The 24,988-nt window shown below is 59.3% G+C and carries 30 protein-coding genes, 1 tRNA gene and 1 pseudogene; 4 read left to right on the top strand and 28 right to left on the bottom strand.

The features are described 5' to 3' along the window. Window positions 1-82 precede the first annotated feature (82 nt). Window positions 83-460 carry a hypothetical protein gene (locus CK224_RS31060; protein WP_141245896.1) on the bottom strand — a complete coding sequence of 126 codons (378 nt, stop codon included), beginning with the start codon at window positions 458-460 and terminating at the stop codon, window positions 83-85. Window positions 461-516: 56 nt separating this feature from the next. Here CK224_RS31060 and CK224_RS29280 point away from each other — a divergent pair, with 56 nt between their 5' ends. After that, window positions 517-735, top strand: a complete 219-nt coding sequence (locus tag CK224_RS29280) for a hypothetical protein (protein WP_095784203.1) — start codon at window positions 517-519, stop codon at window positions 733-735. Between the two features lie 154 nt (window positions 736-889). Here the strand turns inward: CK224_RS29280 and CK224_RS29275 are convergent, their stop codons facing one another. Beyond that, window positions 890-1,153: a hypothetical protein gene (locus CK224_RS29275; protein WP_095784202.1), complete on the bottom strand. Its 264-nt coding sequence runs from the start codon at window positions 1,151-1,153 to the stop codon at window positions 890-892. Continuing rightward, window positions 1,137-1,628 carry a hypothetical protein gene (locus tag CK224_RS29270; protein ID WP_095784201.1) on the bottom strand — a complete coding sequence of 164 codons (492 nt, stop codon included), beginning with the start codon at window positions 1,626-1,628 and terminating at the stop codon, window positions 1,137-1,139. Before CK224_RS29270 ends, CK224_RS29275 begins: the two co-directional genes overlap by 17 nt. A gap of 91 nt (window positions 1,629-1,719) precedes the next feature. Between CK224_RS29270 and CK224_RS29265 the strand changes: the two genes are divergently transcribed. After that, window positions 1,720-2,850 (top strand): acyltransferase, encoded by a 1,131-nt coding sequence (locus CK224_RS29265; RefSeq protein WP_095784200.1) that lies wholly within the window; start codon window positions 1,720-1,722, stop codon window positions 2,848-2,850. On the opposite strand, the gene CK224_RS29260 is transcribed toward CK224_RS29265, so the two are convergent. From CK224_RS29260 to CK224_RS29225, 8 genes are all read right to left on the bottom strand, one after another. Further along, entirely contained in the window at window positions 2,847-4,865 is a 2,019-nt protein-coding gene (locus CK224_RS29260; protein WP_095784199.1) for a hypothetical protein, read from the bottom strand. The two genes, CK224_RS29265 and CK224_RS29260, sit on opposite strands and share 4 nt — an antisense overlap. Window positions 4,866-4,932: 67 nt before the next feature. Continuing rightward, entirely contained in the window at window positions 4,933-5,298 is a 366-nt protein-coding gene (locus CK224_RS29255) for a hypothetical protein (RefSeq protein ID WP_095784198.1), read from the bottom strand. 17 nt (window positions 5,299-5,315) lie between these two features. Continuing rightward, window positions 5,316-5,747 (bottom strand): hypothetical protein, encoded by a 432-nt coding sequence (locus CK224_RS29250; RefSeq protein ID WP_141245895.1) that lies wholly within the window; start codon window positions 5,745-5,747, stop codon window positions 5,316-5,318. Window position 5,748: 1 nt separating this feature from the next. Beyond that, window positions 5,749-6,264 (bottom strand): hypothetical protein, encoded by a 516-nt coding sequence (locus CK224_RS29245; protein ID WP_095784196.1) that lies wholly within the window; start codon window positions 6,262-6,264, stop codon window positions 5,749-5,751. Beyond that, window positions 6,261-8,966, bottom strand: a complete 2,706-nt coding sequence (locus CK224_RS29240) for a hypothetical protein (RefSeq protein ID WP_095784195.1) — start codon at window positions 8,964-8,966, stop codon at window positions 6,261-6,263. The genes CK224_RS29245 and CK224_RS29240 overlap by 4 nt, the downstream gene beginning before the upstream one ends. Before the next feature lie 3 nt (window positions 8,967-8,969). Next, window positions 8,970-9,389 carry a hypothetical protein gene (locus CK224_RS29235; RefSeq protein WP_128370844.1) on the bottom strand — a complete coding sequence of 140 codons (420 nt, stop codon included), beginning with the start codon at window positions 9,387-9,389 and terminating at the stop codon, window positions 8,970-8,972. A 23-nt stretch (window positions 9,390-9,412) separates the two neighbouring features. Then, window positions 9,413-9,979 carry a DUF2163 domain-containing protein gene (locus CK224_RS29230; protein WP_095784193.1) on the bottom strand — a complete coding sequence of 189 codons (567 nt, stop codon included), beginning with the start codon at window positions 9,977-9,979 and terminating at the stop codon, window positions 9,413-9,415. Beyond that, window positions 9,976-10,587 (bottom strand): hypothetical protein, encoded by a 612-nt coding sequence (locus CK224_RS29225; protein WP_095784192.1) that lies wholly within the window; start codon window positions 10,585-10,587, stop codon window positions 9,976-9,978. Before CK224_RS29225 ends, CK224_RS29230 begins: the two co-directional genes overlap by 4 nt. Before the next feature lie 131 nt (window positions 10,588-10,718). Here CK224_RS29225 and CK224_RS29220 point away from each other — a divergent pair. Next, window positions 10,719-10,808 (top strand) — tRNA-Phe (locus CK224_RS29220). A 300-nt stretch (window positions 10,809-11,108) separates the two neighbouring features. Here CK224_RS29220 and CK224_RS29215 read toward each other — a convergent pair. Next, the gene (locus CK224_RS29215) at window positions 11,109-13,433 is read right to left on the bottom strand and encodes a phage tail length tape measure family protein (protein WP_095784191.1); all 2,325 of its coding nucleotides are present in this window, start codon (window positions 13,431-13,433) and stop codon (window positions 11,109-11,111) included. Between the two features lie 29 nt (window positions 13,434-13,462). Here CK224_RS29215 and CK224_RS29210 point away from each other — a divergent pair, with 29 nt between their 5' ends. Beyond that, window positions 13,463-13,918, top strand: coding sequence for a hypothetical protein (locus CK224_RS29210; protein ID WP_095784190.1), 456 nt, complete (start codon window positions 13,463-13,465; stop codon window positions 13,916-13,918). 1 nt (window position 13,919) lies between these two features. Here the strand turns inward: CK224_RS29210 and CK224_RS29205 are convergent. From CK224_RS29205 to CK224_RS29135, 16 genes and pseudogenes are all read right to left on the bottom strand, one after another. After that, window positions 13,920-14,096 (bottom strand): annotated as a pseudogene (locus tag CK224_RS29205) (phage tail assembly chaperone); the annotation flags it as partial. Window positions 14,097-14,116: 20 nt separating this feature from the next. Next, complete coding sequence (locus CK224_RS29200) at window positions 14,117-14,407, bottom strand: hypothetical protein (protein ID WP_245418603.1); 291 nt, start codon at window positions 14,405-14,407, stop codon at window positions 14,117-14,119. A gap of 52 nt (window positions 14,408-14,459) precedes the next feature. Next, a complete protein-coding gene (locus CK224_RS29195; protein ID WP_095784187.1) occupies window positions 14,460-14,888 on the bottom strand; it encodes a phage tail tube protein in 429 nt (142 codons plus the stop codon). Between the two features lie 23 nt (window positions 14,889-14,911). Then, complete coding sequence (locus CK224_RS29190) at window positions 14,912-15,352, bottom strand: DUF3168 domain-containing protein (RefSeq protein WP_095784186.1); 441 nt, start codon at window positions 15,350-15,352, stop codon at window positions 14,912-14,914. A 12-nt stretch (window positions 15,353-15,364) separates the two neighbouring features. After that, window positions 15,365-15,865 carry an HK97 gp10 family phage protein gene (locus CK224_RS29185; RefSeq protein WP_095784185.1) on the bottom strand — a complete coding sequence of 167 codons (501 nt, stop codon included), beginning with the start codon at window positions 15,863-15,865 and terminating at the stop codon, window positions 15,365-15,367. A gap of 5 nt (window positions 15,866-15,870) precedes the next feature. Next, a complete protein-coding gene (locus CK224_RS29180; protein ID WP_176478051.1) occupies window positions 15,871-16,188 on the bottom strand; it encodes a head-tail adaptor protein in 318 nt (105 codons plus the stop codon). Beyond that, window positions 16,188-16,418 carry a hypothetical protein gene (locus CK224_RS31055; RefSeq protein WP_135860535.1) on the bottom strand — a complete coding sequence of 77 codons (231 nt, stop codon included), beginning with the start codon at window positions 16,416-16,418 and terminating at the stop codon, window positions 16,188-16,190. Before CK224_RS31055 ends, CK224_RS29180 begins: the two co-directional genes overlap by 1 nt. Next, the gene (locus tag CK224_RS29175) at window positions 16,418-16,825 is read right to left on the bottom strand and encodes a hypothetical protein (RefSeq protein ID WP_095784183.1); all 408 of its coding nucleotides are present in this window, start codon (window positions 16,823-16,825) and stop codon (window positions 16,418-16,420) included. Before CK224_RS29175 ends, CK224_RS31055 begins: the two co-directional genes overlap by 1 nt. A gap of 23 nt (window positions 16,826-16,848) precedes the next feature. Beyond that, window positions 16,849-18,369 (bottom strand): SGNH/GDSL hydrolase family protein, encoded by a 1,521-nt coding sequence (locus CK224_RS29170; protein ID WP_141245894.1) that lies wholly within the window; start codon window positions 18,367-18,369, stop codon window positions 16,849-16,851. Between the two features lie 295 nt (window positions 18,370-18,664). Next, on the bottom strand, window positions 18,665-19,195 hold the full coding sequence (locus tag CK224_RS29165) for a head-tail connector protein (RefSeq protein WP_095784181.1): 531 nt from the start codon (window positions 19,193-19,195) through the stop codon (window positions 18,665-18,667). After that, a complete protein-coding gene (locus tag CK224_RS29160; RefSeq protein ID WP_095784180.1) occupies window positions 19,158-19,358 on the bottom strand; it encodes a hypothetical protein in 201 nt (66 codons plus the stop codon). The genes CK224_RS29165 and CK224_RS29160 overlap by 38 nt, the downstream gene beginning before the upstream one ends. A 53-nt stretch (window positions 19,359-19,411) precedes the next feature. Beyond that, window positions 19,412-20,683, bottom strand: coding sequence for a phage major capsid protein (locus CK224_RS29155; RefSeq protein ID WP_095784179.1), 1,272 nt, complete (start codon window positions 20,681-20,683; stop codon window positions 19,412-19,414). Window positions 20,684-20,789: 106 nt separating this feature from the next. After that, complete coding sequence (locus CK224_RS29150) at window positions 20,790-21,437, bottom strand: HK97 family phage prohead protease (protein WP_095784178.1); 648 nt, start codon at window positions 21,435-21,437, stop codon at window positions 20,790-20,792. Then, on the bottom strand, window positions 21,434-22,726 hold the full coding sequence (locus tag CK224_RS29145) for a phage portal protein (protein WP_095784177.1): 1,293 nt from the start codon (window positions 22,724-22,726) through the stop codon (window positions 21,434-21,436). The genes CK224_RS29150 and CK224_RS29145 overlap by 4 nt, the downstream gene beginning before the upstream one ends. Then, window positions 22,723-24,480 carry a terminase TerL endonuclease subunit gene (locus CK224_RS29140; protein ID WP_245426305.1) on the bottom strand — a complete coding sequence of 586 codons (1,758 nt, stop codon included), beginning with the start codon at window positions 24,478-24,480 and terminating at the stop codon, window positions 22,723-22,725. Before CK224_RS29140 ends, CK224_RS29145 begins: the two co-directional genes overlap by 4 nt. Before the next feature lie 109 nt (window positions 24,481-24,589). After that, a complete protein-coding gene (locus tag CK224_RS29135; protein WP_095784175.1) occupies window positions 24,590-24,973 on the bottom strand; it encodes a hypothetical protein in 384 nt (127 codons plus the stop codon). Window positions 24,974-24,988: the final 15 nt, after the last annotated feature.

The raw sequence follows: 24,988 nt of genomic DNA, 5'->3' as shown, positions 1-24,988 counted from the left end.
CTGCGCCAGGCGCACCGGGCGAGCGCATGCCGCTACGAGTGCCCTATCTGGCTGTGCCAGCGCAGGAGGCGGCACAGTCACCTTAATGGACTGAGTCGATGCGCAGCCGGCTGCTGTCAGACAAAGCAGGCCGATCGCGATCAGGGTCAGCGTCCGCTTCATCTGATAGTCCCTTAATACGCTGTTCTAGTGCGGCGTTGTCGGCCGCGAGTTGCTCGAGGTGCTTGGCCTCTATGGCTTTCGCCTGCGCGTTGGCCTGCGCCTGGCGGGAAATCTCCGCGGCGGTCGCCTTGGCAATCTCCGCTTCCCGGTGCTCGTACTTGGCGGACCACGCGCCGGCCGCAGAGGCGTAGCCGGCATGGTAGGTGTAGCCAAAAGCGCCGACGATCACCGCGGCGACTAGTCCGTAGACGATAAGGCGCGCGTATCCGCCGGTGAGTTTATCCAAGAGGGCGATCACGGTTGCGAATCCCCAATGCTTGTGCTGAGTTGCGCTGACGCAACTTGGGGGTGCAAATGTTCGACAAGGCCGAAATCGAGATTCCTTGCCCGAAATGCCGTCACAAGACGAGCAAGACTATCGCTTGGATAAAGGCCCACAGCGATTTCGTTTGTGCCGGGTGCGGAGTGACAATCGCACTTGAGAAGAAAAAGCTCCTCGCCGGCCTCAATGAAGTCGACAAGAGCCTCGCCAAATTCAGGAAAACGCTTAGCGGCCTCGGCAAGCGACGATAGGAAGTCACTTGCTTGCTTCGCGTCAAAACTGAGTGTCAACTGGTTCACAGCAGCCACCCAACGATGACGCCAGCCGCGAAGCCGTAGGCATACGGCAGCGCGCGCGCCCAAGCCTCACGAAGATTGGCGGCCATCAACTCTTTCAGGTTTTCCATTATTTCGGATCCTGCATTTGGATTGGTGGGGGTTCTGGCAAGCCGCCGCCCGGATTAGCGGCAAGCGACGTGAGAAGCGCGCGCAAGTCCATGTGGCCGACGCCCATGTACCCACCTGCGACGGCGGCTATGAACGAGAAGCCGGCAACGGCAACGGTCGGCTGGCCGGCATAGATCGCATAGAACAGCGCGCACCAGGCGAGAGCTGCGCACACAACAACGAGCCGCTTGCTGAAGGTGCGGCCCTTAGGAACCAACGCCATAGCCAATCGCCTTCAGGTCGGCGTCATATTGCACGGCATAGCCGGCGATCAGCGCGGCTCTATCCATGCCGTTGATGATGCGGCGCGCGCCTTGGAAATTCGACGCCTGCAGCGTGATGTAGTCGGCTAGCTTCTTGCCTGTAAACCAGCCTTGCTCCATGCCGCGGACGATGATGTTGCCAGCGTGTTCGGGATCAAGCAGCAGCCGAGGATTGGCAACGAAGTCGACGCCGAGCTTCTTGCTGGCGAATTCGTAGTTACGCTTCCACGTCAGCTGCACGAAACCCATGCCGACATACGGGTAATAGGCTTTGCTGCGCAGATAGGTTTCGCCGCCCATCTCGCGCACCGGCCGCATGGTATGGCCGGATTCGTGCCATGCCGTCGCCAGCACATAAGCCGCCTGATTGCGCAGCAATCCTTCGGCGGTGCACTTCGCCAGGATGAGGCGAGTGCAGCCAAAATCGAGGTTCATTTTGGGGATGTCCTTTTGGGATGCGTAGGCGCGGCACCGGAACCGCAGGTCTCTATTTGTTTGTGCGAGGTAGTTGTGCTAAGGGCGGACGATGTCTCACGAAGCTAACGGCCGCATTTTTGGTCTCGATGTAGTGCGTGCTGCGGCTATTTTGCTTGTGCTTATCGGACATTATAGCGTTGGCGGTGCAATCATATGGGGCTTCACGCCGCCGCCATTTGGCGTTTTAAACCCCGGTTTCTATGGCGTGGAGATCTTCTTTGCCCTATCGGGTTACCTGATCGGGAACATCCTGCTGGAAATAGCCGAACGCCCCTTCGCCCTTGATCTGCTTCGGCGCTTTTGGGCGAGGCGCTGGCTTCGCACCATTCCTTGCTATCTGGTAGCCCTCTGCATCAGCGTTGCAATTGCTCGCATAGATGGCGGCAGCAATTTCAAACTTCTGCAGTTTTTGACGCTGACGCAAAATTTCGCGACGCAATTCAAGCTCGAGTTCTTCTCGGTCTCCTGGTCTCTGACTGTCGAGGAATGGTTTTACCTTCTTTTTCCAATCGCCCTGTTTGGGGCTCTAGCTGTTTTACCTCGCAAGGGAGCCTTGGTGGCAATCATCGCATTCCTGATTGTTCCAGCGTCGCTTCGCTATCTCGGCTGGCATTGGTTCGCTCTGGATTGGAGCGCCGGACTGCGCAAGATGGTTCCGCTGCAACTGGATGCAATTGCCTACGGCACATTAGCCGCCTACCTGACGAGGGGAATCTCGTTGTCGGTCCGGGCCAATGCTATTTGCAGTCTTGCGGGCGCGATTATTCTGCCCTTGCCGGCGTGGTTCCCCTTGGTCGCCGAACACCTTGCGTCCTCCGATATTTGGATTTCGAACGGGGCATTCGTAACCTCGGCACTCGGGAGCGCCCTTCTGGTCGTTGGATCTACTCGGCTAAAGAGCGGACACTACGCCTTCAAGGCTCCCGTAATGTATCTCAGTCGGCACGCCTACACCTTATATCTGCTGCATGTGCAGGTATTTGGCCTTACCGCTCACGCAATGCTGTTAGCCGGAGCGTATGCACTGACACCGGTTATCGGCCCTGTCGTTGGGTTCGCCGCGGCGGTTGCGTTGACCCGCTTCGTCGAAATCCCAATCATGAATGCGCGACCGAAGCAGTTTCTCGATCAATCAAACGACCGGGTGGCGGCTCGATTGATCCAAGTCCCGCAAGCTTAGCTACCGGCCACTACAATCCAGTTGGTGCCGTCAGACTGCAGATCGGCCCACTTACCAGCGGTTGCGGCGAGTATGGCTGTGCCGGCAGCGCCGCCCGCGAGCGGGATAACATTCGATGAAGCCGAGACCACCGTGAACGCTGCGATGTTCTTGATGCGCACCACGCGCCCGATGAAGGCCGAAGGCGAAGGCAGGGTTACAGTGATGGAGCCAGTCCCGTTGCAGATGATAGAGTTTTCGGCTGCGCCGAGTGTAAAGCTCGCTGTCTTTGTTGATGGGGCACCTAAGCCCAGCGAGCCCCCCAAAATATCAATCAGACCATTGTTGCGAACTGTTACGATGGTCGAAAGGGTTGTCGTTCCATTCGGGGTCGTTCGGATGGAAAATTCAGCGCCGTGAGCGGCGTCGGTCCAGTTCTCAGTAGCAACCGCCAGGAACCCGGCGCTGGCGGTTGCGGAATAACCAGTTGCTCCGTAGCCAAAACCGCCGACATTAATAAGTGGATCGCCGTTCTGAGTTGCTGTCGGAGCGGCCGCCGTTCCTCGCGCAGTCCGAAGAGACAACGCTGAGCCACCTGCGCCAAAGGAATCGACGAGGACTCTGTTAGCCGATCCATCGGCGCCGGAGACACGAAGCGTCGTGCCCGCAATCGCGGCCGGGAGTGCCGCTGAGTTTCTGGACACAGAAAGCGCTCCTGTGCCCGAGGTCTCCACCCGATAGTCGCCATTGACACCGACGCCGGCATAGAGGCGCCAGCTACGTTGCCCGGCCGCGGACCAGTAATCGATGGCATGACCCGGCACCAGGTTAATGGCGTGGACGACGTTGCCGTCCGTGCCGTCCGTGCCCTTGATTGCATCATTGCCAATGATGAGAGCTTTTAAGAAGGTCGAGCCGTTCTTGCGAAGGTTCCATCCGGCCGATATTGCGAACTGCCCGATTGGAGAAAGTTCTGCTCCAGCGGCCATCTGCTCGCCAACCGTCTGGCCGATATTCTGTGTCCAAGGGTCGATATCGACTTCGGATGCAAAGTTGACGGCATCGATTTCATGGCCATAAGCGCCCCCGACAGCCCCTGCCATACGATAGGCTTCGGTGTATCGGGCATAGGCACTGAGGCTTTTCGTGGTGTTATTGTTGATGCCGATGGCGATATCGCCGATGGCGTTGTACCCGTCGACAGTCGCATCCTTCGATTGCGCGGCTGATATCCACGCATGATTAGCCTCAGGATCACCGCCGTTCAAAACGGCAGCCTGCGTGCGCTGAATGAATCCCCTGCTTCGGCCTACCGCCAACTGAAAGTCAGTCAGCCAATCACCGGCATCGGCAACCTGTTCGCCGCTGTTTGCAACGGCCGGCCCGATGAACACGCGATCGGCAAGGCGTTGAATGCGTGCACCGTCGCCAGCGTAGAAGTGGCCCGACTCCGACTGGTTTATGTCGCTTGCCCACTCCGCATCCCCGTCTGTTCCGCTTGCCTTAAGCAGAAACTGGCCGCTCGCGCCGCCAGCAGGCAAACCGTAGCCGCCACTTCCGATGCCGGGTACGCCCTGAGTACCCCTTGTCGCAAACGGACCTTGCCAAGCCGAACCAGACCAGCGGTAGAAGGCCAGATCCACCCCCGGCTCAGCATGCAGAAACAGAAAGCCCTTGTCGCCAACGGCAAGCGTAAGCGCGTCGCGCTCGGCAATGGTGCCGCTAGCGTTTGGCGTAATGCCGACTAGGCTTAGCGTCACAAGCACACGGCTCAGTTTGTCGTTAAGGTCGACAATATCCGCCGCTTCTGAGTTCTCGCGCGCGATCGCGTAAACGGCGCCCGCAGCGGTCGCACCGGGCCAATCGTAGGCCAGCGTAAGCGACGTATCGCTATCGACGCTAGCGATAGGCACAGACAAGCCTGCACTCGAGAACATGCCGCCAGCGATAAGCGCAACAGCCCACGCGGTGCCGCTACCCGTAACCACGGCGTCGCCATTCGCCACGGAAACCGTGCCGGTTGTGTAGATGGTCATGTAATTTCCTTGGAAGGTGCGCTATGCGCGTGGTCGCGGTTAACGTTGCTGGCCGCTAACGGCGCCGCTACAGCAGTTCGTTAGCGAACACGTAGAACGAGATCGTTCTGGCGATATTCCTGCGATTGGATATCGTTAGGGACGTTAGCGCATTGTTTACTTTGGCGTAGTAGTCAAAGAAACTAGCCATTGAGCCGTCGCTGCTCTTCAGAATGATGACAGGCGGATTGGTGAACCCGAAGCTAGACATATCGAATGTCTGACTGCCGTTGCCCGTAAACGTTGCGGTCGAGGCAAGCGCAGGACGCAAGGTAAAACTTGTCTCGGTAAGGATGAAGTCTTCAGGGTCCGTACTGGAGATATCCTTGCCTGGTTTTGTGAGACGAAAGACAGGGCTACCGGCACTGTAGCCGAGAAAGATGCGGTCAACCATTCGCGGTCCCTGTGCCCTTACCAAGCTCTGTTTTTGAAGACGATCCAAGCTGTCCGCTCGGTCGGATAAAAGCCAAGCCGAGTAGCCATAAAAAAGTGGTCGTTAAAAACCTGCGGCCCGCCAATCGCGATTGCCTGCAGGTCGCCGCCTGCGTAGTCGTTAGAGTATCTCGGCGGATAGGTTATGCCCTTGTCCGTCGATACTGAGTTGGACACAAACACGAATGGGATATAGCCGAGGTCGATAAATGAAACCGTCCTGGCTGAGTACTGCCATGTGCCGTTTCCTTGATTAATGCCACTTTCCGTCCATACACCGAAGTCGTGAATTTGAAGGTGATCGTAATCGGAATTAAGCGTCATCTTTCCTGTTTCGCCCGAGGCATCCACCCCTGGCGGCGCAGTCCAAAGACCGACCCGGCTGCCTTTCATTCCCATGTGAACTGACATGTCACACCGCAAAAACCATGTAGTAAAAGCCGCGATACAATTGCTGGTTTGAACCTGGTGTCTTTTGATAAGGGGAAGGCCCTCCCGTGTGGGTCCAAGAGCCCCCGGAACCAACACTGGGCCAGTACGGGATTATAATTTGACTTGTTGTTACAGTCACGTACTGGAACATCAATGTGCCGGGGTCACCCTGGTTTGCGAATCGCTGCCAATACGGCGTCATCTGCGCGTAACCCTGTAGGGTACCGCCGAAATCCTTAGAGTCTGGCGGCGCCCCCTCCCAAAGCGTAACGGTTGGCGTATACGTTAGCTCTGGAAAATCGATAGTCAGAGTCGCACCAGTCCCATAGAGTGCGGTGTTAATCGCAAACTCCTTGAACCCCGCAACAACAAGACCGCCGCCAAACGCCCAATCACTATCAAAAACTTTGTCGGGGTCTGGCGGCGACAATGATGCATCTATGCCCGGCTTGGTGATCAAAAGCCTATCGCTATTTAGCAGTATTCTTGTGGTCATTCGCTAAACTTCAATTGCTTTGTGCTGAGGTCGAAAACCACCTTGCCGTCCACCGACTGCAGCGTTCCAGCAGTAACAGTGCCGATGTTGGCGACAAGCAGCTTAAGTGCGCCCGACTCAAACGTCAGAGGCGTGCCATTGTTTGTGCCGTCCGTGACCACAAACTTGCTCGCGTTGATGATGAAGTTGGAGAACGGCGCCGCCGGGTTACCGCCGGTAAAGCCCGCCTCAACCACCCATCCCGCCGACACCCACGCGTCAGACACCGATGCCCGAACCTCCGCCACCATGCGAGACACCACGTCCCCCGTGCCGGCCTCGGCGCGTAGCTGAAACAGGCCATCAGCGGACACGTTGTCGACCGACGCTTCGACCGCCGTGACCGAACTGGCGATGGCCGTCAATTCACCGTCGATTTCGGTTATGGTGGCCTCAAGCTCAGTGAATGCCGCCGCATTGGCTCGAGCATTGCGAACCGCAACGGCATTGTCCTGCGCCTGCCTACTGGCTGCATCGACAGCTGAGGCCGCCACCTGCGCAACCTTGTCGCGGATATCCTGCAGGCCCGCCGAAAGGCTGGCCAGGAAGTCCCTGACGTCCTGCTGCGTCTGCGCCAGGCCCACTGATACGTCGAACACATCCTCCGGCGTCGATACACTTGACCACGCCGTAAAGAACGTCGCTCGCGGTGGCGTCGTTATGATTCTGTGGCGGTACTCATATGTCTTGCTGGGCAGAACGCCTTCCGAGACAGTAAGCACCTGCACGGGAGTTTCGGCGCGCTTCACGAGGCTGTCGCGATAAGCACTATGGATGCCCGACTGCGTGCCGCTCGTGGCAATCGCAGCGCCACCAGGCGTCAACGAAACGGTGAACGTGCCGCTGGTTAGGACCGTCTTCACGTAGAGCGGACTGTCGGCGGTAAGCCCGGTCGGCAGGCTTCCGGTAGTCGCAAGATAGAGTAGATCGTTGGCAACCATACCGTGGCTCGGCCATGTGATGACCGCCGGATTCGCGATGCTGACTGTGACGCCCGCCGCTTCCGGTCTGTATTCGACGTCGACAGCCGTGACGGTCACATCATCGAATGCATCCCAAAAGAAGCGGACGCCGGTCTTGCGATCGGTCGAGCCATCCACCTTCAACTGTATGCCGACGGCGCCAAAGTTCGCCGCGGACACCGCATAGTCAGGATCGCCGGGCGAGCTCGCATCGATAGGAACGGTCACATAGTCCGTGCCGTCGAATATGCCTTCGCCAACTTCCTGCAGCGTCAGATAGATGTTCCGCGTAGCCTTCTCGCCAAATGGCCCAAGGCGCTTCTCGGTTATCTGGAATGTGCGCGTGCCGAAGGCGGCCGAATCCCACTCAATCCAGCGACCGACCTGCGCATCCGCAAGGAACCGCGGATGAATGCAGATTTCGCCGTTGGCCTGGTAGCGGCTGGCCTTGAACTGGATATCGGCAAGCCGGTCCGCAACCTCGGAGCGGTTGACCGCGTCATACGGTATCGAGACCGCAAGTCGTTCGCCGTCCTCGGCCAGCGCAACAGAATCGATGCGCACCGCAAACGGCGTCTGCTCATAAAAATTGTCTGGCTCGAAATAGGTGCCGGACAGCGTGTTGATGAGCTCCGACTTTGAGCGCTTGACCGAGAACCGGAAAGGCTCGTCGACCATGATGTCATCGTCGGTGAACGTCAGGACAGTCGACTGCGCGGCACCAACGATCGGATACTCGCCGGTAGCGTCCTCAACCCACGTCGAAGCACACGACTCGAGCAATGGCTGCATGTTCTGGTCGTGCGTTACGCCTGATCCTGCCGCCGGAATAAGGCCGGCCGTGTAGCGCTTGCCGGTGCCAACGATTTCGTCGCAAATGTTGGCTGCAACAGTCCACTGCGCAATCGGCAGACGTGACGCCGAAACGCCCTTGCCCACCATCATCTCAGTGCCGTTGAAGACGCCGCGCTCGAGCGCGTAGGCCATCAGCACAGGATTTTCAGTGAACTCCCATGTCGTCTGGTCATTCCAACGATGTGAGCCGCTGCCGCCGACAGTGCTATCTTTGCGCCAGTCATAGAGTGGCGCGCCCTCAATCTCAAAGAAGGCCGGCCACGGCTGCTGAAGATGCTCGCGATTGAGCTCCTGCGTTACGATGGCGTACGCAATGCCCGCGCCACGGTGATTTGTCGTCCAGCGGCCGGCGGGATTTGACTGAGCAATCAGACCGGCGTCGGCCGTTTGCGTCATCGTGCCCTTGTAGAGCTTGACCCAAATCTTCGAGTCGATGTCCTGAATCTGGAAGCCTTTTGTGGCGTCCTCTGTGCCGCCAAGCGTCTTCCATTCGCCCTTGTAGCGAACGCGCGCTATGCCGCTAATCAGGAAGTTGGAGAGGATATAGACGTCTTGGATCTTGCGATTGCCGGATCCGTAGGCGTTCCGGTAGACGAGGTGGCCAGCCGTGCCGACCTTACCCATGATGACAGAGCGCGCCAGGTCCTCGCCATAAGCGGTATCAAGTTGCGACGTCTGCGCCTGCTGTTTCGGCTGCGTAAGCTGGCCGATGAGGTACTTAGCGGCGAGGCCAAGACCGAAGCGCGCGAGACCGGCAAGAATGGTCGAGCCGCCGAGCCAGGACGCAACGCCACTCAGCCCGACCGCCCCAAGGACGGTCGAGAAAATCGGGACTAGAAATCCCATTCGCTACCCCACTTTGAAGGCTGACTTGATCTCGGTTTGGGGCAGGAACGACAGGCCGCGTTCGTCCTTCACGGCAAAGCCGCGATCGCAGATAAAGCCGCAGGAAAGAACGCCATCGCGCCGCACAACACCTGCGTCGCCGCGCTGCGCCATAAGAGGCGAGATGGGCGGGAACAGGCTTGCAAGCGCCGCCTCGACATCCGCCAAGCCGCGCCTGCGCAGGATCTTGGTTGCGCCTGCCGCCGTGCTGTATTTGCCGCCTCGGATATCCTCTGCCGGGTCGAAGCCGGTTACAGCAACGACGGCATCCATGACGGTAAGCAGGCAGTCAGAGACGCCCCATTCGCCTGGCGTGCTTCTATGTTGATTGACCACGCGCGCAAGGCGCCGGTCCCAATCGGACAACCGGGTTAGGGTAAGCATATCGATGTCCTGCTGGCGTGAGCCTAATCGAAGCTGATGTCGAAGCTCTCGTGCTTCACCTTGCTGGCGTACTGGAAGAACATGTCGCCAGCCGACACCAGCTGCTGATCCTCGTGGCTTGCCGTGCGGTAGCCATCTCGGTGGTTTGCGATGGCGCCGGAGCGGACGTTGGCAATCAGCTTAGTTTCGCCGCCATCGCGCGAGTGATCGACGGTGTCGATATACCCATAAGCACCCGGCTCGGCATGCAGGAACGACCGGTCATCGGGATCGAAGTAAAAGTCGTAGACCGTAACCGGCGCATCCTTGTAGCCCTCGCTTTCGATAAGCAGGAGCTTGTCAGGCGTTAGGCCGGAATCGCGTTGCGCGACAAGCTCAGCCGTAAACGTCGACGCTGCAGTGCCGAGGCCATAAACCGGTTCCGAAATGGTGATCAGGGAGTTAGGCCAATAGGTTAGCCCGTCGACAACGATGTCGCCCTTACCGTTCCAAAAACCGTAAGTGCCGGTCGTGCAAGCGATCTTGATGCCGGAGCGGATAATCGCCCGCCCCTCGTCAAGTACTTGCTGAAGGCGCGTTGGGAAGCTCACTTAGGAATCTCCACCAAGGTGAAACTGGCCGACGGAAATATCTCGTCATCGATAGAGAACGAGCCTGGTAGCACGCGCATGTTGGCGATCGGATTCTTGAACCGGATGACTGCAGTCGCGGCGATGTAGACTGGCACGGTCGGTTCAACCGTAATCGTGATGCTATTCGATGCCGCAACGCCGCCACCCTGCACGCGGAATAGCGCGTTGTATTCGCCAGATGTCGCCGAAATCAGATCGCCAGGACCAAGCGTCAAGCCGTTGTCAACGCTGTTGATGACCAGCGAATTGCCGGTGATCGAAACAAGATTGCCGTTGTTGGATAGCGCCGTGTTGGACGCGTCGCCCCAATAGGCTTGCGGCACGCACATATGCTTGGGCGTGTAGAGCACGGTTTGCAGCCCGCCGCGGCTCTGATCCTTGAACGCCTCGACCAAAAGGCGCTGTTCAGGCCGCAGCGGAACTGTGCGCATGGCGATTTGCCAATAGGCATCCGCGTATTCGACAAACGACATTGCGCGCGTACCGGAGCGGGAGACGGACACCGATTCCACAAGCTGCGGATACGCCGCCTGAAAGGGGACGGATGGGAGGTCAATTGTGGCCATAGGCTCTCCGTCAAGGGAGCGGGGCAGCTTAGCCTGGCAAAAACCGGCAAGCGGCACACTAAAGTAAATGATTGGTTAACACTATATTTAGTGTTTGCGGCTAACATCCGTTTTATGTATTAAACGGACACGGTAGGTTGGCAGAGTGGTTTATTGCACCGGACTGAAAATCTGGCGAGGAGTCGCTTCCTCCAAGGGTTCAAATCCCTTACCTACCGCCACCATCCAATTGCGGCCAATCTGGCCAAAGAGGAGATGGAACTTCGGACGGGGAGCGATCGTAGCTAGCTACGCCCCGTCCGATCCACGCACAAAAGAAAAAGGCCACGCGTTGCGCAGCCTTTTCCTTGATAGTTTTACCTACCGCCACCCGGCTTTCGCCGAGAATTCCCTTCGGGGAGCCCGCTTTCGCGGGTCGCTTGCTCCTCTCAGGCCCTCATTCATATAGCGCACGCACGCACATACGGCAACCGTTACGCTACGATCTCCACGTAAACACTATGTAAACACGGTATCCCACATCACAGCATCCCCCTGACCTTCGCGTCGCGGATCGACTTCACGACCTTCGGCGTGAATTCCTTCTCAAACTTCTTGAGCGCAGCAGTTACCTGCTCGCCGGCATCGTTGCCGCCGCCCTGCACCGAAATACTAGGCGCGAACGTCACGCCAATGTCGCCACCGCGTGCGGCTGGCGCCTGAATTGCGGGCATCTGTGGTGCGGCAATCGCTCGGCCACGGCGCATGGCCTGGACCGCGGCAACGCCGCCATTTCGCGCGACGTCGTCCTGGCTGAAAACCACCTCGCCCTTGTGGACGAGACCGGCGACCTTTTTCTTGCCGCCGGGGCCGGTGTAGCCGCCCGTGTCGTAGAGGCCCATATCGCTGTTGAGGACGCCGCCTCCAGGGAAGACGTTGCTGGAACTGCCGCCGCCGAAAATGGCGCTGAAGATGCTCCCGATGCCGCCGCCACCGCCCGCGGAGTTGGCCTGCATGATGGCGTCGAGAAGATCGTTTTCGATCTTGTCGATAACCTTATCGAGCGCGTTTTCGGCGATCTTGGCGAAATCCTGCCAATCAAGCTTGCCGTCGTCCAGCGCTGAGCGGAGATCGTCAAACGCACCCTTCAGCACATCGCGCTGAAGATCCTGCATTTCCTGCGCCTTGCGCAGCGCATCGGCCTGCCGTGCATAAGCATCCGAAACCGCATCGATCTGCGCGATTTGGGCTGGCGTGAGTTGGGCATTTTGCCAGTCAGTGTCGCCCTTCTTGCGGGCTTCCTCGCGAACCTGCTTCAGTGCCTGCTGCTCGAGGTCGAGTGCCGTGCTACGCTTGGTCTGCGCCTCGTAGGAGAGCCCAAGCGCGTTATATTCCTCGGTCAGAGCGGCTGTGCGGTCCCGGATGGACTGCAAATCCTCCCCAAAGCGATCCTCGGCAGTCTTCGGTTGTGCACGTGCCGCACGACGAGCCGCGGCATCCGCCTTGCGCTTTGCCGCTTCGGCCGCCTTGTCATATTCATGCCCAAGGTCTTCGCGGTTAGGTGCCGAATCCGGCACCGGGGCGCTATCCGGCAGAAGCCCGACCGGTAGCTTTTGCCGGCCGTTCGTAGGGGTGCCTTGGTTGGCGTAATATCTTGATCCTAGAGCGTCAAGCGCAGCATTGGTTCTGGACGCAGCATCCAGAATGTCTTTGAAGCCTGCGAGAATACCCGCGAAATTCGGATTGGCCTGCTCGAGCGCCGCCAACGATTGGAGGATGCCGTCAATCGGCTCCCTGCCCTCACGAGCCTTGTCAAAAAGATCTTGCAGTGCGGCTTGCAGCGGCTTCGAATCCACCTCAGCCAGCTGCAAACTGAACTGATTTACCGTGTCTGTGACGTCGCTAACGGAGCGAGCCAAATCCGGCAGCTTAGCCGCGGTATCCGCGGCCGACTGCGAAAAATCCAGTATCTCGTGGCGCTTGCTGTCCAGCCCCGGATTGGCATCGGCGATAGCATTAATCTGATCGCGGAACGCCTTAATATCCGGCGTGCCGTTTTTCAGTTCGTCTATCAGCTCTTTGATGGGGGCGGCGAAGGCCGAAAATCGACCTTTATCATCGAAGAACGCCAGGTTGGCGTCCATTTTGCCGAGAGCGTCGAGCGCCTGCTTGCGGAGAAGATCGGTGGCGTCCTGCGCGTTCTGCTTGTTGAGCGCATTGACAGTGCGGGCCGTGTCCGCAGCATAGTTCTGCCGCTTCCCGTTGACTTCATCATACGCATCGCCGAGGCGCTTGATGTTGGCCTCGTGCGTCTTGATGATCTCGTCGAGAGACTTGAAACTGCCGATGCCGCTCGCTTCGTATGCGAGCAGAGCCACACCTGCTGCACCGACCGCCGCCGTGATGAGCGGGAACTTGGTCGCCAGACCGATCGCGCCCTCGCCGATCGCCTTGATAGACGCCATTGCGCCGCCAGGGCCGCTCTGCAGTGCATCAAAAATCTGACCCGCCTGCGATGCAAAAATCTGCATCGGGTTAGCACCAAGAGCAAACATGGTGGCAAGGTCGTTACCCTGCCGCGTCAGGTTGAGGACTTGAGAGGAGGTAAGCTTTGACGTGTCGGCTACTTCGGCAAGCGCGCCTTTCCACTCCTTCACCCTTGAGGACACGGGAATGCCGATCATAGCGTTGATGCGCTTTTGGATCGGAGACATCGATTGGTCGATGCCCTTTCCAAGGCCATCGAACTGTTTCTGGATTCCTGAAGTAGTTTGACCGACGTCCTGGCCAAGTTGCTTCAGCTGCCTCTTGATGGTAGTAAGATCGGTACTTACACTTATAAGAAGGTCATCGGTTTTATCAGACATATTTGAACCTTCTTGCGGGGGGAGAGGCAATGAAATGGCTTATAAGTGCGGCGTGCGCCATGATGGTCGCGGCCGGCGGTGTCGCGTTCGCATACAACACCGGATACTTCGATGACGATCTGACCAAATCGTGCGAAGAAGCTCTGAGGCAAAGGCTTAAGGCCCCTTCTCAGTACAAGCGCATTCGAATGGCCCGCGACAGCAAAGACATGACGCGCGACGAATTCATCACGCATCTGAACACTAGCGGGGACACTGAAAGCGTTCGCCGGTTTTATCTCAAAAGCTTCGACGCGAAGGAAATCGAGCCAAAAAATCTTAGCCTTGCGATCGAATATGACGCTCCAAATTCGTTCGGAACGATGCTTAGGGGCTATGCGGACTGCACCTACGGCAGCACCTACGGGAGGGATCCGGTTAGCTATCTTTTCGTAAAGATTGATGGAAAGACGAGCACCGAGTGGCTGCAGAGCTCATCTCAGTGATCTAGCCATATTTCGCCAACAGCGCAGCCATATCCTCGTCGCTTGGTCCCGAATCTTTCTTCTCGCCGCCGCTGAGCGCGTTAAAGCCCTCGATCGCCATCATGTATTCGGTGAGCGTCGACCGCCAAAACACCTCTGGCGTCCAATGAAGGGCGCCGAATGCGCCCTTCATCCAATCTCGCCAGGGGAACGGCTTTTCTACCCCGCTGCCGGCGCGGCTTGCTCGTTTTTTTGCTCACCGTCGAAGTGGTGCGCGAGCGCCAGCGCGAACGCATCCGAACATGCCTTGAAGTGCTTGAGCCTAAGCGCATCAAGCGCCGCAGCCTTATCGCCGCGAACGGTAAGCAGTTCGATGGCAGCCATGGTGGCCGCCGCCTCAACGCCGGAAAGCCGCTGAAACAAGTCGCCAAGCGACTTGCATTCCAGCCGCGTGGAGACCGCGGCCAGCCCGGCCATAGTGGCGGCAATTACGAGGTCAACGTCACCCACCCTAAGGGCGACCTCTCCTCTTGCGCCGTTAACCTCTAATGCCATGCCCTACTTACTCCGCAACATACGTCAGTGCGCCGCCAGCCATGAAGGTAGCATCGAAGCCCATCGTGCCTTCCTGCTCGCCGTTTAGGGTGAAGTCGGTCACGTACCAAGGGCCGGTGTAGGAGCCGAGACCAGGCACAATAACCTTGGCATTGAAGGTCACGGCGTTGTTGACGTAGCCCATAAAGGTGGACTGGGCGGCGCCAGCTACAAACTTGCCGGAGCCGGAGAAAGTGCGGTTCTTGATACCGGGGACACCAGTCTTCTGCGGCGTGTCGCCAGGATTATTGCAATCCGGAATCGTGGTGTCGACATCGTTCGCCGACATGTTGAAATTGCGCGTCTGCAGGCCGCACAGATTGTTGAAAGTCTCAGGGCTTCCGCCATCGCCGATTTGAATCAGCAGTAGCCTGCCGGTCTGTTGTCCGTCAGCCATTGTAGGCTCCATAAATTAGGTTGCTAAAGCGCGGCCGAGGATTCGATTACCGCTTCGAAGTCGATGACCGCATGGCCGGTTACGCCATCCGCATCGTAGAACACGCGCTCGCCGCGGTGTTCCAGCGTCACCAGCCGCTTGCTGGGCAACGCTAGTGGGTAGTCATGCAGGGCGTTGGCGATCTCGTAGGCGATCGCCCTGGCGTCCTGCAGAGCGCCTCCGGTGTTCGGAAGCGGATTGCTTTCGTCCGTCCAGACGTGGATTGTCAGGTCAACAATCGTGCCGCTGACGCATTGCATGTCGACGCGCCGCGTCGAGACGTCATCCACGGTCACGTATGGTGGCGAATACGACGCTGGCGGACGATAGAAGATGTTGCTGGCAGGAACCATGCTCGTCAGCGCCGTGTAGGATCGTAAGCGTGCGGTCGCAACGCCGACGAGCTCATGTGCCGGTGCGGCCATGCGCCCTCCATGCTACTTCTTGTTGGATGCTTTCACGGCCTTGCTGATCGCACGGCTGATCTTGGCCTTGGCTACCTTGCGGAGCGCCTTCCACGTGTAGAATACATGTGGATGCGCTCGCGAGCCGGGATGTGCCACAGACGGCACAGAAACCAATCCGCCATCGGAGCCGGCAAACACGACGTTTCCGCCATTCTTGCCCTTGATGACGTGCGGTGCCGTACCGAACTCGAGAAAGCGCCAGATGAAGTCGGCATAAACCGCTGTTGCGTCTGGATCCTTGGACTGCTTGCCGCCCACCGGCAGAATGCCGGGATTATCGGCCTGCCTGCCGCCTCGAATGCTGGCCTTGTAGTCGCCAGAATCTACAGGCGCACGGCTGGCAATTCTGCTAGCCAACTCTTGCGCCACCTCTAACTTGGCTTCTGCGGCGGCTGTCGCTGCCTCAGGCACCAGTTCATCAAGTCTCCGCTGGAGCGCCTCGCGGCCGATGATCTTCGTCTTGATCGCCATGACCGCTAGCTACTCTCGCCTTCTACGACCAGCATCTCAACCATTGCGCCACGCTCGTCAGGATTGACGATCGTCTTGATATTGAAGAACCGGAGCGGCTTACCGCCGACAAGGCCCTTGCGCGCGTCATAGACGCGCCAGGCTGGCGTCACTGCGCGCGTGTCGGCGCAACTGCGAACCGTCAGGTTATACGGCTGCAAAGCAGCAAGGCGAGCCGCCGTCTCCGTCTCGACATCGGCGCCGAACTTCGGATGCAGCCGTGCGGAGATGGAGAACACGTCGGCAAAATCGCCTGTGACGTCATTGCCGTACTCGTCCTGCACTACCGATCTTCGCTGGAAAACAACCCGGCAGTTAAGGGCGCCGGCCCCGCTTCGCTTGGCCATTCAACCGCCTCATCGTTCTTGTTCAACTTGCGCAGCCGCACAGCCGCGCCGGCGGTGGTGGCCAATTCAGCCGCCTTACGCGTCACGTTGAAGTCGCCAACCGGGTAAGCGATCGTGAAGCCCGGCTGGCGATAATCCCACGGATGGCTAAAGCGCACCCACGCCATTACAGAGCCGCGTCTGGCGCCTGGATGTCGACGTTGATTACGGTCGCGCTTGAGGCCAGGCCGATAAGCGCCGGATGGTCGCCAGTGGTCAGGTCGGCAACTGGAACAATCGAGCCGGGCGCGCCACCAAGATAGTAGGCAACGCCCGCCGTAACCGCGGCGCCGATGGTGATCGGGCCGCTGGTATGCACGGCGAGAGGCTGGCCAGATGCCGCCGCATGCAGCGCAATGCCCTTCGGCTTACGCACGATCGCCGAGGCGTCGTTGGTGTCGGCAAGCTTGTACGTGTTGTCCGCCGCCTTGTAGACAACCTGGCCGGCAGTGATGGCTGCGCCGGCAGTGCCGTTGTCGCGCGTGGAATTGGCTCCAGCGGCCACGTTGGCAGCCGTGATTACAAGTGCCGTCAATGCGGCCTCCTTATTTGATTAGATTAGCTTGCTAGCGCAGCATTGATTGCCGCAGCGCTTATCGGTGCCGCATACTGCTCATAGGCCGAAGCCGACAGGTGCGTGCCGTCAGGGTAGATCGATGTGTCTGCGGTCGTGGCCACCAAGCCTAGAACCGCATCAGCCGCGAAGTCAGCGACCGTGTAACCGTTGACGCTGGCGTTGTTGCGGATTTGGGTGTTGAGGTCCTGCCTGTCCAAATCCTTGGACGAACCAGCGGCGCCAAAGCCCGTACGCGGAAGGCATGTACCAACCACACAGCGCACACTTGAGCCCTGCGCCTTTCGATTGGCGACCCAAGTCTGGATTTGGCCCATGACGGTCGATGCAACACCGGTACCGGCAATGATATCATTAGTCCCGGCCCACAGGTGGAACACATTCTTGCCAGTTATCGATCCGCTGTAGAGCGTCCCCTCCCTAGTTGCCTGATTGGTGGCAATCGTCGCCATCGTCTGGCCGGCAACGCCGAGGTTCCAAATCTGCTTATTCGATGCAGATACGGCAGCAGACGCGAGACGCGGCAGGGTCTTGTTGTCGTCGGTGTAGACGCCTTCGGTTATGCTGTCCCCAACGAAGATAAGATTGTTATCGAATGATGTCGGCACGCCAAAGGCGGTGATCGCCGCCGTGCGAGCATCGGTTATCTGCGTATCGGTCAACTGCGATGGGTAGACGGCGAAGAGGCAATAGTCCTGACGCGCAGCTTTGTTCCATGCGCTCGCGACAGAGCTGAACCCGAGATAACCACCCGCTATCGCCAAAGTAGTTGGCGCGGTAATCGTACTCTTGGTGCCAGTCGTCCTATAGATGCCGGAACCGGTTGCCCCTGTCCCCATTCCATAGAACTCAAGCACGTCCTTGGCTGCAGGTGTCTTGTCGTTGACTGCGCCAGGATACCAGCGGATCGACATCGCGTTGCTTTGTGAGAGCAGCAGCGCGTCAGACTGAGCGTTGTTCGGAAACTCGTATGGCGTCATGCCTTGCAATGACACCGAGGATGCAAACACCATTAGCTTGGTGTTGCCCAAACGATTGAACGCCACGCCGGCAGGAATGTCGAAGTACCGCGGCAGTGCGTTTGCCAGCGTGTTGTCGGCCCGCCGCGTTCCAGCAATGATCGCATCACGGCCAGCCAGCAGCTTGGGCATTTTCGCTTGCGTGGTTTGCGTCGCGTGGTTGCCGTTGCCGCTCTGGTCGTACCAAGTCTTGACCAGAATGGCGTCTGACGGCGATGCCTTGAAGGCCATCGCAGAAGCAATGTCGATCTTGCGGCTGATCGTGCGGTAGCCGATGTCCATTTCGGCGCTGTCTGAGGTGCGCACGATGCGGCAGCAGGCAAGCGCCGAACCATAAATGGCGTTTGTCGAGTAGATCGCCCCGCCTGCGCCTGTGGCCGGCAGGACGAGATCGACCCCTGCCGCCTCAGATGGCAGCATGCCACCATGCCTCGCCAGCGCTGGCCGCGCTAACGGCTCAAATATCGGATCGAACAGCCTAGCCACTGAACACTCCGCACGTAGCACCAGCAACACGAGAGAAGCGGTAAGTGCCAGGTGCGGAAATCATCAGGGATGGGACATCGGACGTGAGCCGACCGCCCGTTTGGTTGTAGGCTCCGGCGTCATCCTTGAGGGAGATTAGCACAAGTGCGCTCTGATTAGTCACACCCTTTAGGCTGACCGTAATGGGCGTGCCAGCCGCAACTGTAACATCGGCCGAGTCGGCCGCCGTGGACGCGGTAGCCAGAATTTGCGTTGCTGCCATTGTCCTATCCAGCGGCTCGCGCCGCAATTTGTTTTAGTAATAGCGGTGATTGCTCAGCAGCGAGTCGAACGTCGTCCATTTGGAGTCGTCCTGGCTCTCCCTGCTCTCGTAGAGGTCCGCTACGCGAACCAGAATTGCGTGCTTGATCGCCGGCTGAACGTCGGCTGTGCCCACCGCAACGGTGAGCGTGATAAGCGATCCCGGGTGAATGGCTGGCCAATTCTGGCCGTACTTCAGCACGATCGCATCGTTGCGAAGTTCGTAAACCGTGCCGGCCAGCGTCTGCGGGTTGCCCGTGCTGTCGACGTAGGCGATCGACGTTACAGACTGCGCAGGACCAACCGGCAGATGCCGAAAATCGCACCAGTCGTCCGCCTTAGCCGCGACCGTTTGGGGCGCCAGGTAGACGTTGCAGTACTTCTCGGCGTGACTACGCGCGACCGATATCAAGTCCGTCAGGTATTCGTCGTCGTCTTCGAAATCGATGCGGACTTGCCGCTTAGCCTCAACAAGCGATACCGGCTCATTAGCCGCCGGCGTCGTCACCGTTGCTGGATACCACATCAGCCTTGCCCCTCTTGGTCGTAGCTGGAGCCTTGGGCTCGGCGTCAATGGCGAACTCGGCAGCCTTCAGACGTTCCGCTTCAGCGTCATCAAAATCGTACTCGTCGCCAGGCGCCAAGCTGAACAGCGGCCCCGAAAGGCCTGTGAGCATCTTCAAAAGCATTTCACCTCCAAAGCGGAGGCGGGCTAACCCGAAGGCAAGCCCGCTATTCCAAATTAGGCCAACTTGAGATGCTTGACCGCCGCGGCGTCGAGCAGTTCGCCGTCGAAACGGATCAGGCCAGCGATGCCCAGATCCGGCCAGAAGCGCTCACGCAGAACGCCGATCACCGGGGCGCCAACCTTGCGGACCCAATACTTGCCCAGATCGCCAAAGATCACGGCCTTGTTGCCGGTCGCGATGTTGGCCACAGCCTGATTGACGTTGTATTTATGATCGAGGAGCAGGGCCGGCTGAGCCTTGGTGACGTCGCCCATCTGCCAGAGGTAGTTGCCCTGGCCGTCCTTGAGCTTCCTGATCGCCTTAAGCGTCTGGTCGTTGAACATCCAACCAACCTTCGGCGACTGACGGTAAGCCGGGTCAACCGAGTGCTGCAGGTCGATCAGTTCGTCCGAGGCGATCGCGGTTGCCGATGCGGCGGTAACGCCGAGCGTCGAGGCGGTGACGATACCGTTCGGCGCGGACGTGCCGGTGCCGGTCGTGAGCTGTGCGTTGGCCAGGCGGCCAAGGCGCTCGCCGAGAAGGTCGGAAAGCAGAGCCTCAACGTTAAAGATCGAATCCTGCGCAAGCTGCCAGGAGAACTTCACGAACTTCGTGTTGAAGTCGTAGGCCTCGAGTTGCTTCTGGCCAAACACAGCGTCAGCAGAGCCGTCATCGGTAAGCGCCGTGCCTTCCGTACCCTGAACACCAGTGTTGCCGGTGTCGTCCGTGGTCGGGATCGGCAACGCATTGCCGGCAGAGGTGTTCAGTTCGCTGACGATGTTGCCATCGTACATCGGACCCCACGCCTTCATGGCGCGCACGAGCAAGCTCTGCAGTTCGACCGGTACTGTATAGCCGCCCGCCGCGTTCGAGCCGCCGGTCTGGATACGCTTTTCAATCTCGACGGTACCCTGGCGCAAAATGGACCGCTCTTCGGCGTCCAGCGTGTCCAGAGCGCCGCCGCTGGCGAGGAACTTGTAAAAGACAGAGCGGTATTCCGGCTTGTCGCCTTCGGACCGGCCGCGCTGCTCGGTGTCGGCGCCGGTCGGGCGCTGCCGACGACGCTCCTCTTCGGCCGCCGCATTGATGCGGGCCTCGGCTGCAGCCATGCGCTGCTCGCGCTCGATGTCCTTCTCGAGCTTGTCGAATTCGGCCATGATGTCGTCGTGGCGCTTTTCAAGTTCGGCAGCGCGAGCATGGTCCGTATTCTTGCGGATCTCTTCCAGTGCTTCGCGCGCCTGCGCAACAAGCTTGCCGCGCTTTTCCTGCATTTCCCTGAGGGTCATATCGTACCTTTAGGCAATAGAAACCCGCCTCCGCGCGCGGCGGAGCCAAACGGGCTAGTCTTGGGTTGAATGGCGGACTAGCCGCCCTCCGGGCTAAGCCGGGTGACTACGAAGCGTCCGCCGATCGCCCTTCAGGCGACTGAATGCCTCGAAACTTCTGCTCCATGGAGGCGCGCCTTTCGGAAACTCGCCTAGCCGCAGCGGCAGCGTCCGCAGCCCGCCTTTCGGCGTCCTTCTTCACTTGCTCGACCTCACCGCGCGCAGCCTCAAGCGAACGCGTGGCCAGTGTGGTGTCGGGGTAGGCCGGCAGCGCCGTGGCGGTCACCTCGTAAAGCTCGGCCTCAAGGATGGTTCGCTTCGGCAAATCGCCAGTGTCGTCCCATTCCTGCTTTGTGGCACGGAACGCGAACGACATGCCACTGACATCGCCACGCTTGACCAACGTCCACAGGTCATTGCCGTCCGTGGTGTCCGGAACGTCGATCTCGACCTTCAGTCCGCGCTGGTCCTCGGCGAGGCGCAGCGTGCCGGATTTGGTGCGACCAATGACACGGCCGATGTCATGATCGCAGAGCGCCAGGATGTCACCGCGAAGTGCCGCGGTGAATGCGCCAGGCGCTATGCGCTCGATGAAATAATCGCCGATAGTGGTATCGCTGTTCCAGATGGCAGCATAGCCAACAAGGGTGCGCTTGCCCTCCGCCTCGCGGAACTCGACGCCGTGCAGGCCACTGCGCTTTTCTAGGTCTTTCATGCGGCCTGGGCCTCATTAGGTTTATTGTTGTCGTTGGCCGGCGGCGTTCTGCCGGGCTTGGCAACGTTGCTGCCAAGGGGAACCGTGGCGCCTTGGATGTACAGCTTGTCGCCGTTTTCCATGGCGGGCCGGTTGTCCAGCGCGCGGCCCTCGTTCGGCGTAAGCAGGCCGTTCTGCACCGCCTGGCCGAGGCCATTCATGCGCGTAAGGAAGTCACCGCGCAGGATGCCATCGAGGTTATGCTCGATATACTTCCCGCCACCGCCGGCGCGACCGAATAGCTTGAGGTTCAATTCGTCCTCAAAAGCCTCGGCCCACTGGCCAACCAGGTGCTGCACCAGCATCAGGTTTTGCTGTTCGGTGTTGCTGAACGTGGCGCCGATAAGGTCTTGCAAGAACACCTTCGGTAACTGATAGATGCGGGCGATCTCTTCCACCTGGAAGCGCCGCGCCTCAATCATCTGCCCCTTGGCAGGATCGATGCCGACCGGCTTCAATTCGTAGCCTGGCGGAATCGGAAAAACTGCCTCGTTGGCATTCTTGGCCGCGTCGACCGACCGCTTGATATCGGCCTGAGCGCGGGCCATCGCATCCTTGCCTGCAGGCAGCGGCCCCTGCAGCGCGAGCGGCGGCACGCCGCCGCCGGCGAAGAAATTGCTGCCGTAGTCGTTCATGGCCAGGGCGAGTTGAATCGCCTTCGATGCCATGGTGATCGGGCCGTAGTGGCGAAGCCCGTCGTGCCAAAGCATAAATGGGACGTCAATCACGTCCTCGGCCGGGTACTGTTTGACAGGATGCGTGGCGTCGCCGTATTGGTAGCGAACCTTCCCACCAACACGTTGGATCGTGGTCTTGATCGGATCCATCGGCCACAGCGAGTCGACCCCACCAGGCGTGCGCTCAATCCACGCCAAACCTCGGCCGCCGGTAAACACCTGCTGCCAGAACCATTGGCGGAACTTGAATGAGCCCTGCTCAGGATTGGGAGCGTCGTGGACAATCGCCTCAAGGCGGCCAGTAAGTTGTTTTGGGCCGTCTTTTGTCTGCTTGTACGCGTGCAGCGGAAGCGCAGCCAACGTGCGAGACAGAAATGCCACCGCAGCCCACACCGCCGGCACCGCCAAGGCGCTGTCGATTGTTACGGCCGGCAGATTCGCCGACTGGATACCGAAGTACGCGAGGAAATTCTCCGCGCTTACCGGAATGTTCTGGTTTTCGATCGTACCCGCCCGGATTTCTCCGGATTGCGTCGGTTCGGCCCGCTTTTTACGGGGAAATGGCCATTTCATGCGGCTTCCATCAAAGAAAATGCGGGATCATCCCAAGGGGACGTCGGCTGAGACACATTCGGCCCGGCGGCGTCTGTCGCGGCACCGATCGCCATGCAAAGAGCGACAGCGACGTCAATTCGCACCGTTGATTTTTGCTTCACAAACCATCGGTTGTCCTGAGGATCGCGATCGAACGTCGCGCCCATTAGGGCTGTCATCAGCACAGGGCTTCGCCTCAAGCGGATGCGCCCGTCGATGATCATTTCCTCGAGAGCAGAAACAGAGCCCGGCATCCACAGCCCTTGCGGGGCTGGCTCGCCGGCCGCTTTAGCGGCCTCGATCTTCGCCTCGCTTGGCCTCGCGCGAACTTTGCCGCCCTGCGGGTGGGGTACGTGCTCAACTTCAACGCCCAGCGCCTCGACTTCCTCGCGGAATTTGTTGTACGCGTATTTGTCGTACGCGATCGCCTGAATGTCGAAGATCTGATTTAACTGCTGCACGCGTGCTGCGACGTAGTCGTAGCGAATGCGCGGTCCTGGTGGCGCGTTTAGCCATCCTCCTGCAACCCACTGCTCATACGGCGCCTTGTCAGCCAGCGCCCTCGCCTTCAGCGTGTCGCCCGGAGTCCAGGCCTCTACCCAGGCATCGAACGTCGGCAGGCTTACCGACGATCCGTCGTCGCGATGCATCTCCTTGAAGCCAGTCGGGACAACACACGCCAATGCGGTGATGTCCTTGCTGCCAGAAAGGTCGGCCCCCAAGAAGACAGGCGCTTCAGCGTGCTCTTCTGGATCGAAGTCGTCCATGACGCTCTCGACCGTCGCCCGCGGCATCCACGCCTTGTCCGCGTCTGTCCATTTGCAGAAATGTAGGCGCAAGATGCCGTTCAGCTTGCCCGGTATCTGCTTCGCCTGCGCAACGACGCTGGCCAGGTAGTCATCCGTCAATATCGTGCCAAGCAGTGGGTTCGCTTTCACCCAGCACGTCGGATCCTCCAGCGGGTCATCGTCTTTATCGAGAGCGCACACGTACGCGAAAGTCGTATCGTCAATCACCTCGCCGACATAGGTAAAGTCGTCGTCGGGCTCGCGCGTCCCGGCCGCAACGCGCACCGCATGCTCGTGCTCTTCCCAACACACTGTGTTCCGGTCGCTGCCAGAATTGGTGATCATGAGAAGCAGCGGCTGGCGCCGGAATTTGAATCCGCGCTCGAGCATCTCCATGGTCGTGCGGTCGGGGTGTTCGTGCACCTCATCGCAGAGCGCGAAATGCGGGCGTGGACCAGAACCAGACTTGCCGCTATCTTTCGAAATGGGCCGGAAGAAAGACCCGGAGCGATGGTGCGCGATATTGAATTCTCGCCCAAGGCCGCCGCTGAATGTCAAGCGCTGTTCCAGCGCTGGAGCGGCGCGAACCATCTTCACAGCATCCTGAAACAGGATGCCAGCTTGCTCCTTCTTCGCCGCAGCCGCATAAATCTGCGCACCGGCCTCATCATCAGCCATCAGGCCGTAAAGCCCCACACCGCCAGCAAACGGCGACTTGCCGTTGCCCTTCCCTTCCTCAAGGTAGGCGCGCCGGAAGCGACGTGTGCCGTCCGGTCGCTTCCAACCAAAGAGCGAGCCAAGCTTGAACGCCTGCGATGGGTGCAGATTGAACGGTCTGCCCTCGAACTGGCCCTCCGAAAGTTTCAGTCGCTCCTCGAAAAACCGAAACACTCGCAGCGCGGCAACGTCATCGAACCACAAACCGCGTTCTGCACCGCTGGCCAAGTCGTCGAGGTGTCGCCGGCAGGCATTCCGCACATGCGGGCCAGCAATGACTTCGCCCGAAAGGACCGCCTCTGCGTAGTCGTTGACACGCCGAAGAGCCGGTCCGACGTCAGTCGAGCAGATCGTCCTTATCCTCGTCATCAGGCACCGTGATCTTGGTCGCGTCGGCTGGTGTTGCGCCCATCTGGCCAAGCATTTGGCGGAGCAGGTTCATGGCTTGGACGCCAACCTCTTGACCCGCCATCACGCGTCCTTGGATGTTGGCGGCCATACCAACCAGCATGCGGTGCGACTGGTTGAGCCATGGCAGCTCCTTCTGAAAGAGCTGCCATGCCGACTTTGCTTTGCTGGTGTCGGTATCAACGATCCACTTCGGAGGGGCACCAAGCGGCCCACCGGCCTTTGGCTCCGCGCGATCCTTGAAGCGCCCAGCATTTATCTTTTCACGCCCCTCGGCCTTGGCTTTGGCGAGGGGATTTCTCGGCCGTGCCATAGGGCGAAATCCTGA

The organism is Mesorhizobium sp. WSM3862 (genome assembly GCF_002294985.1).
Classification (GTDB): domain Bacteria; phylum Pseudomonadota; class Alphaproteobacteria; order Rhizobiales; family Rhizobiaceae; genus Mesorhizobium.
This window is presented reverse-complemented; position numbering and strand designations above follow the sequence as displayed.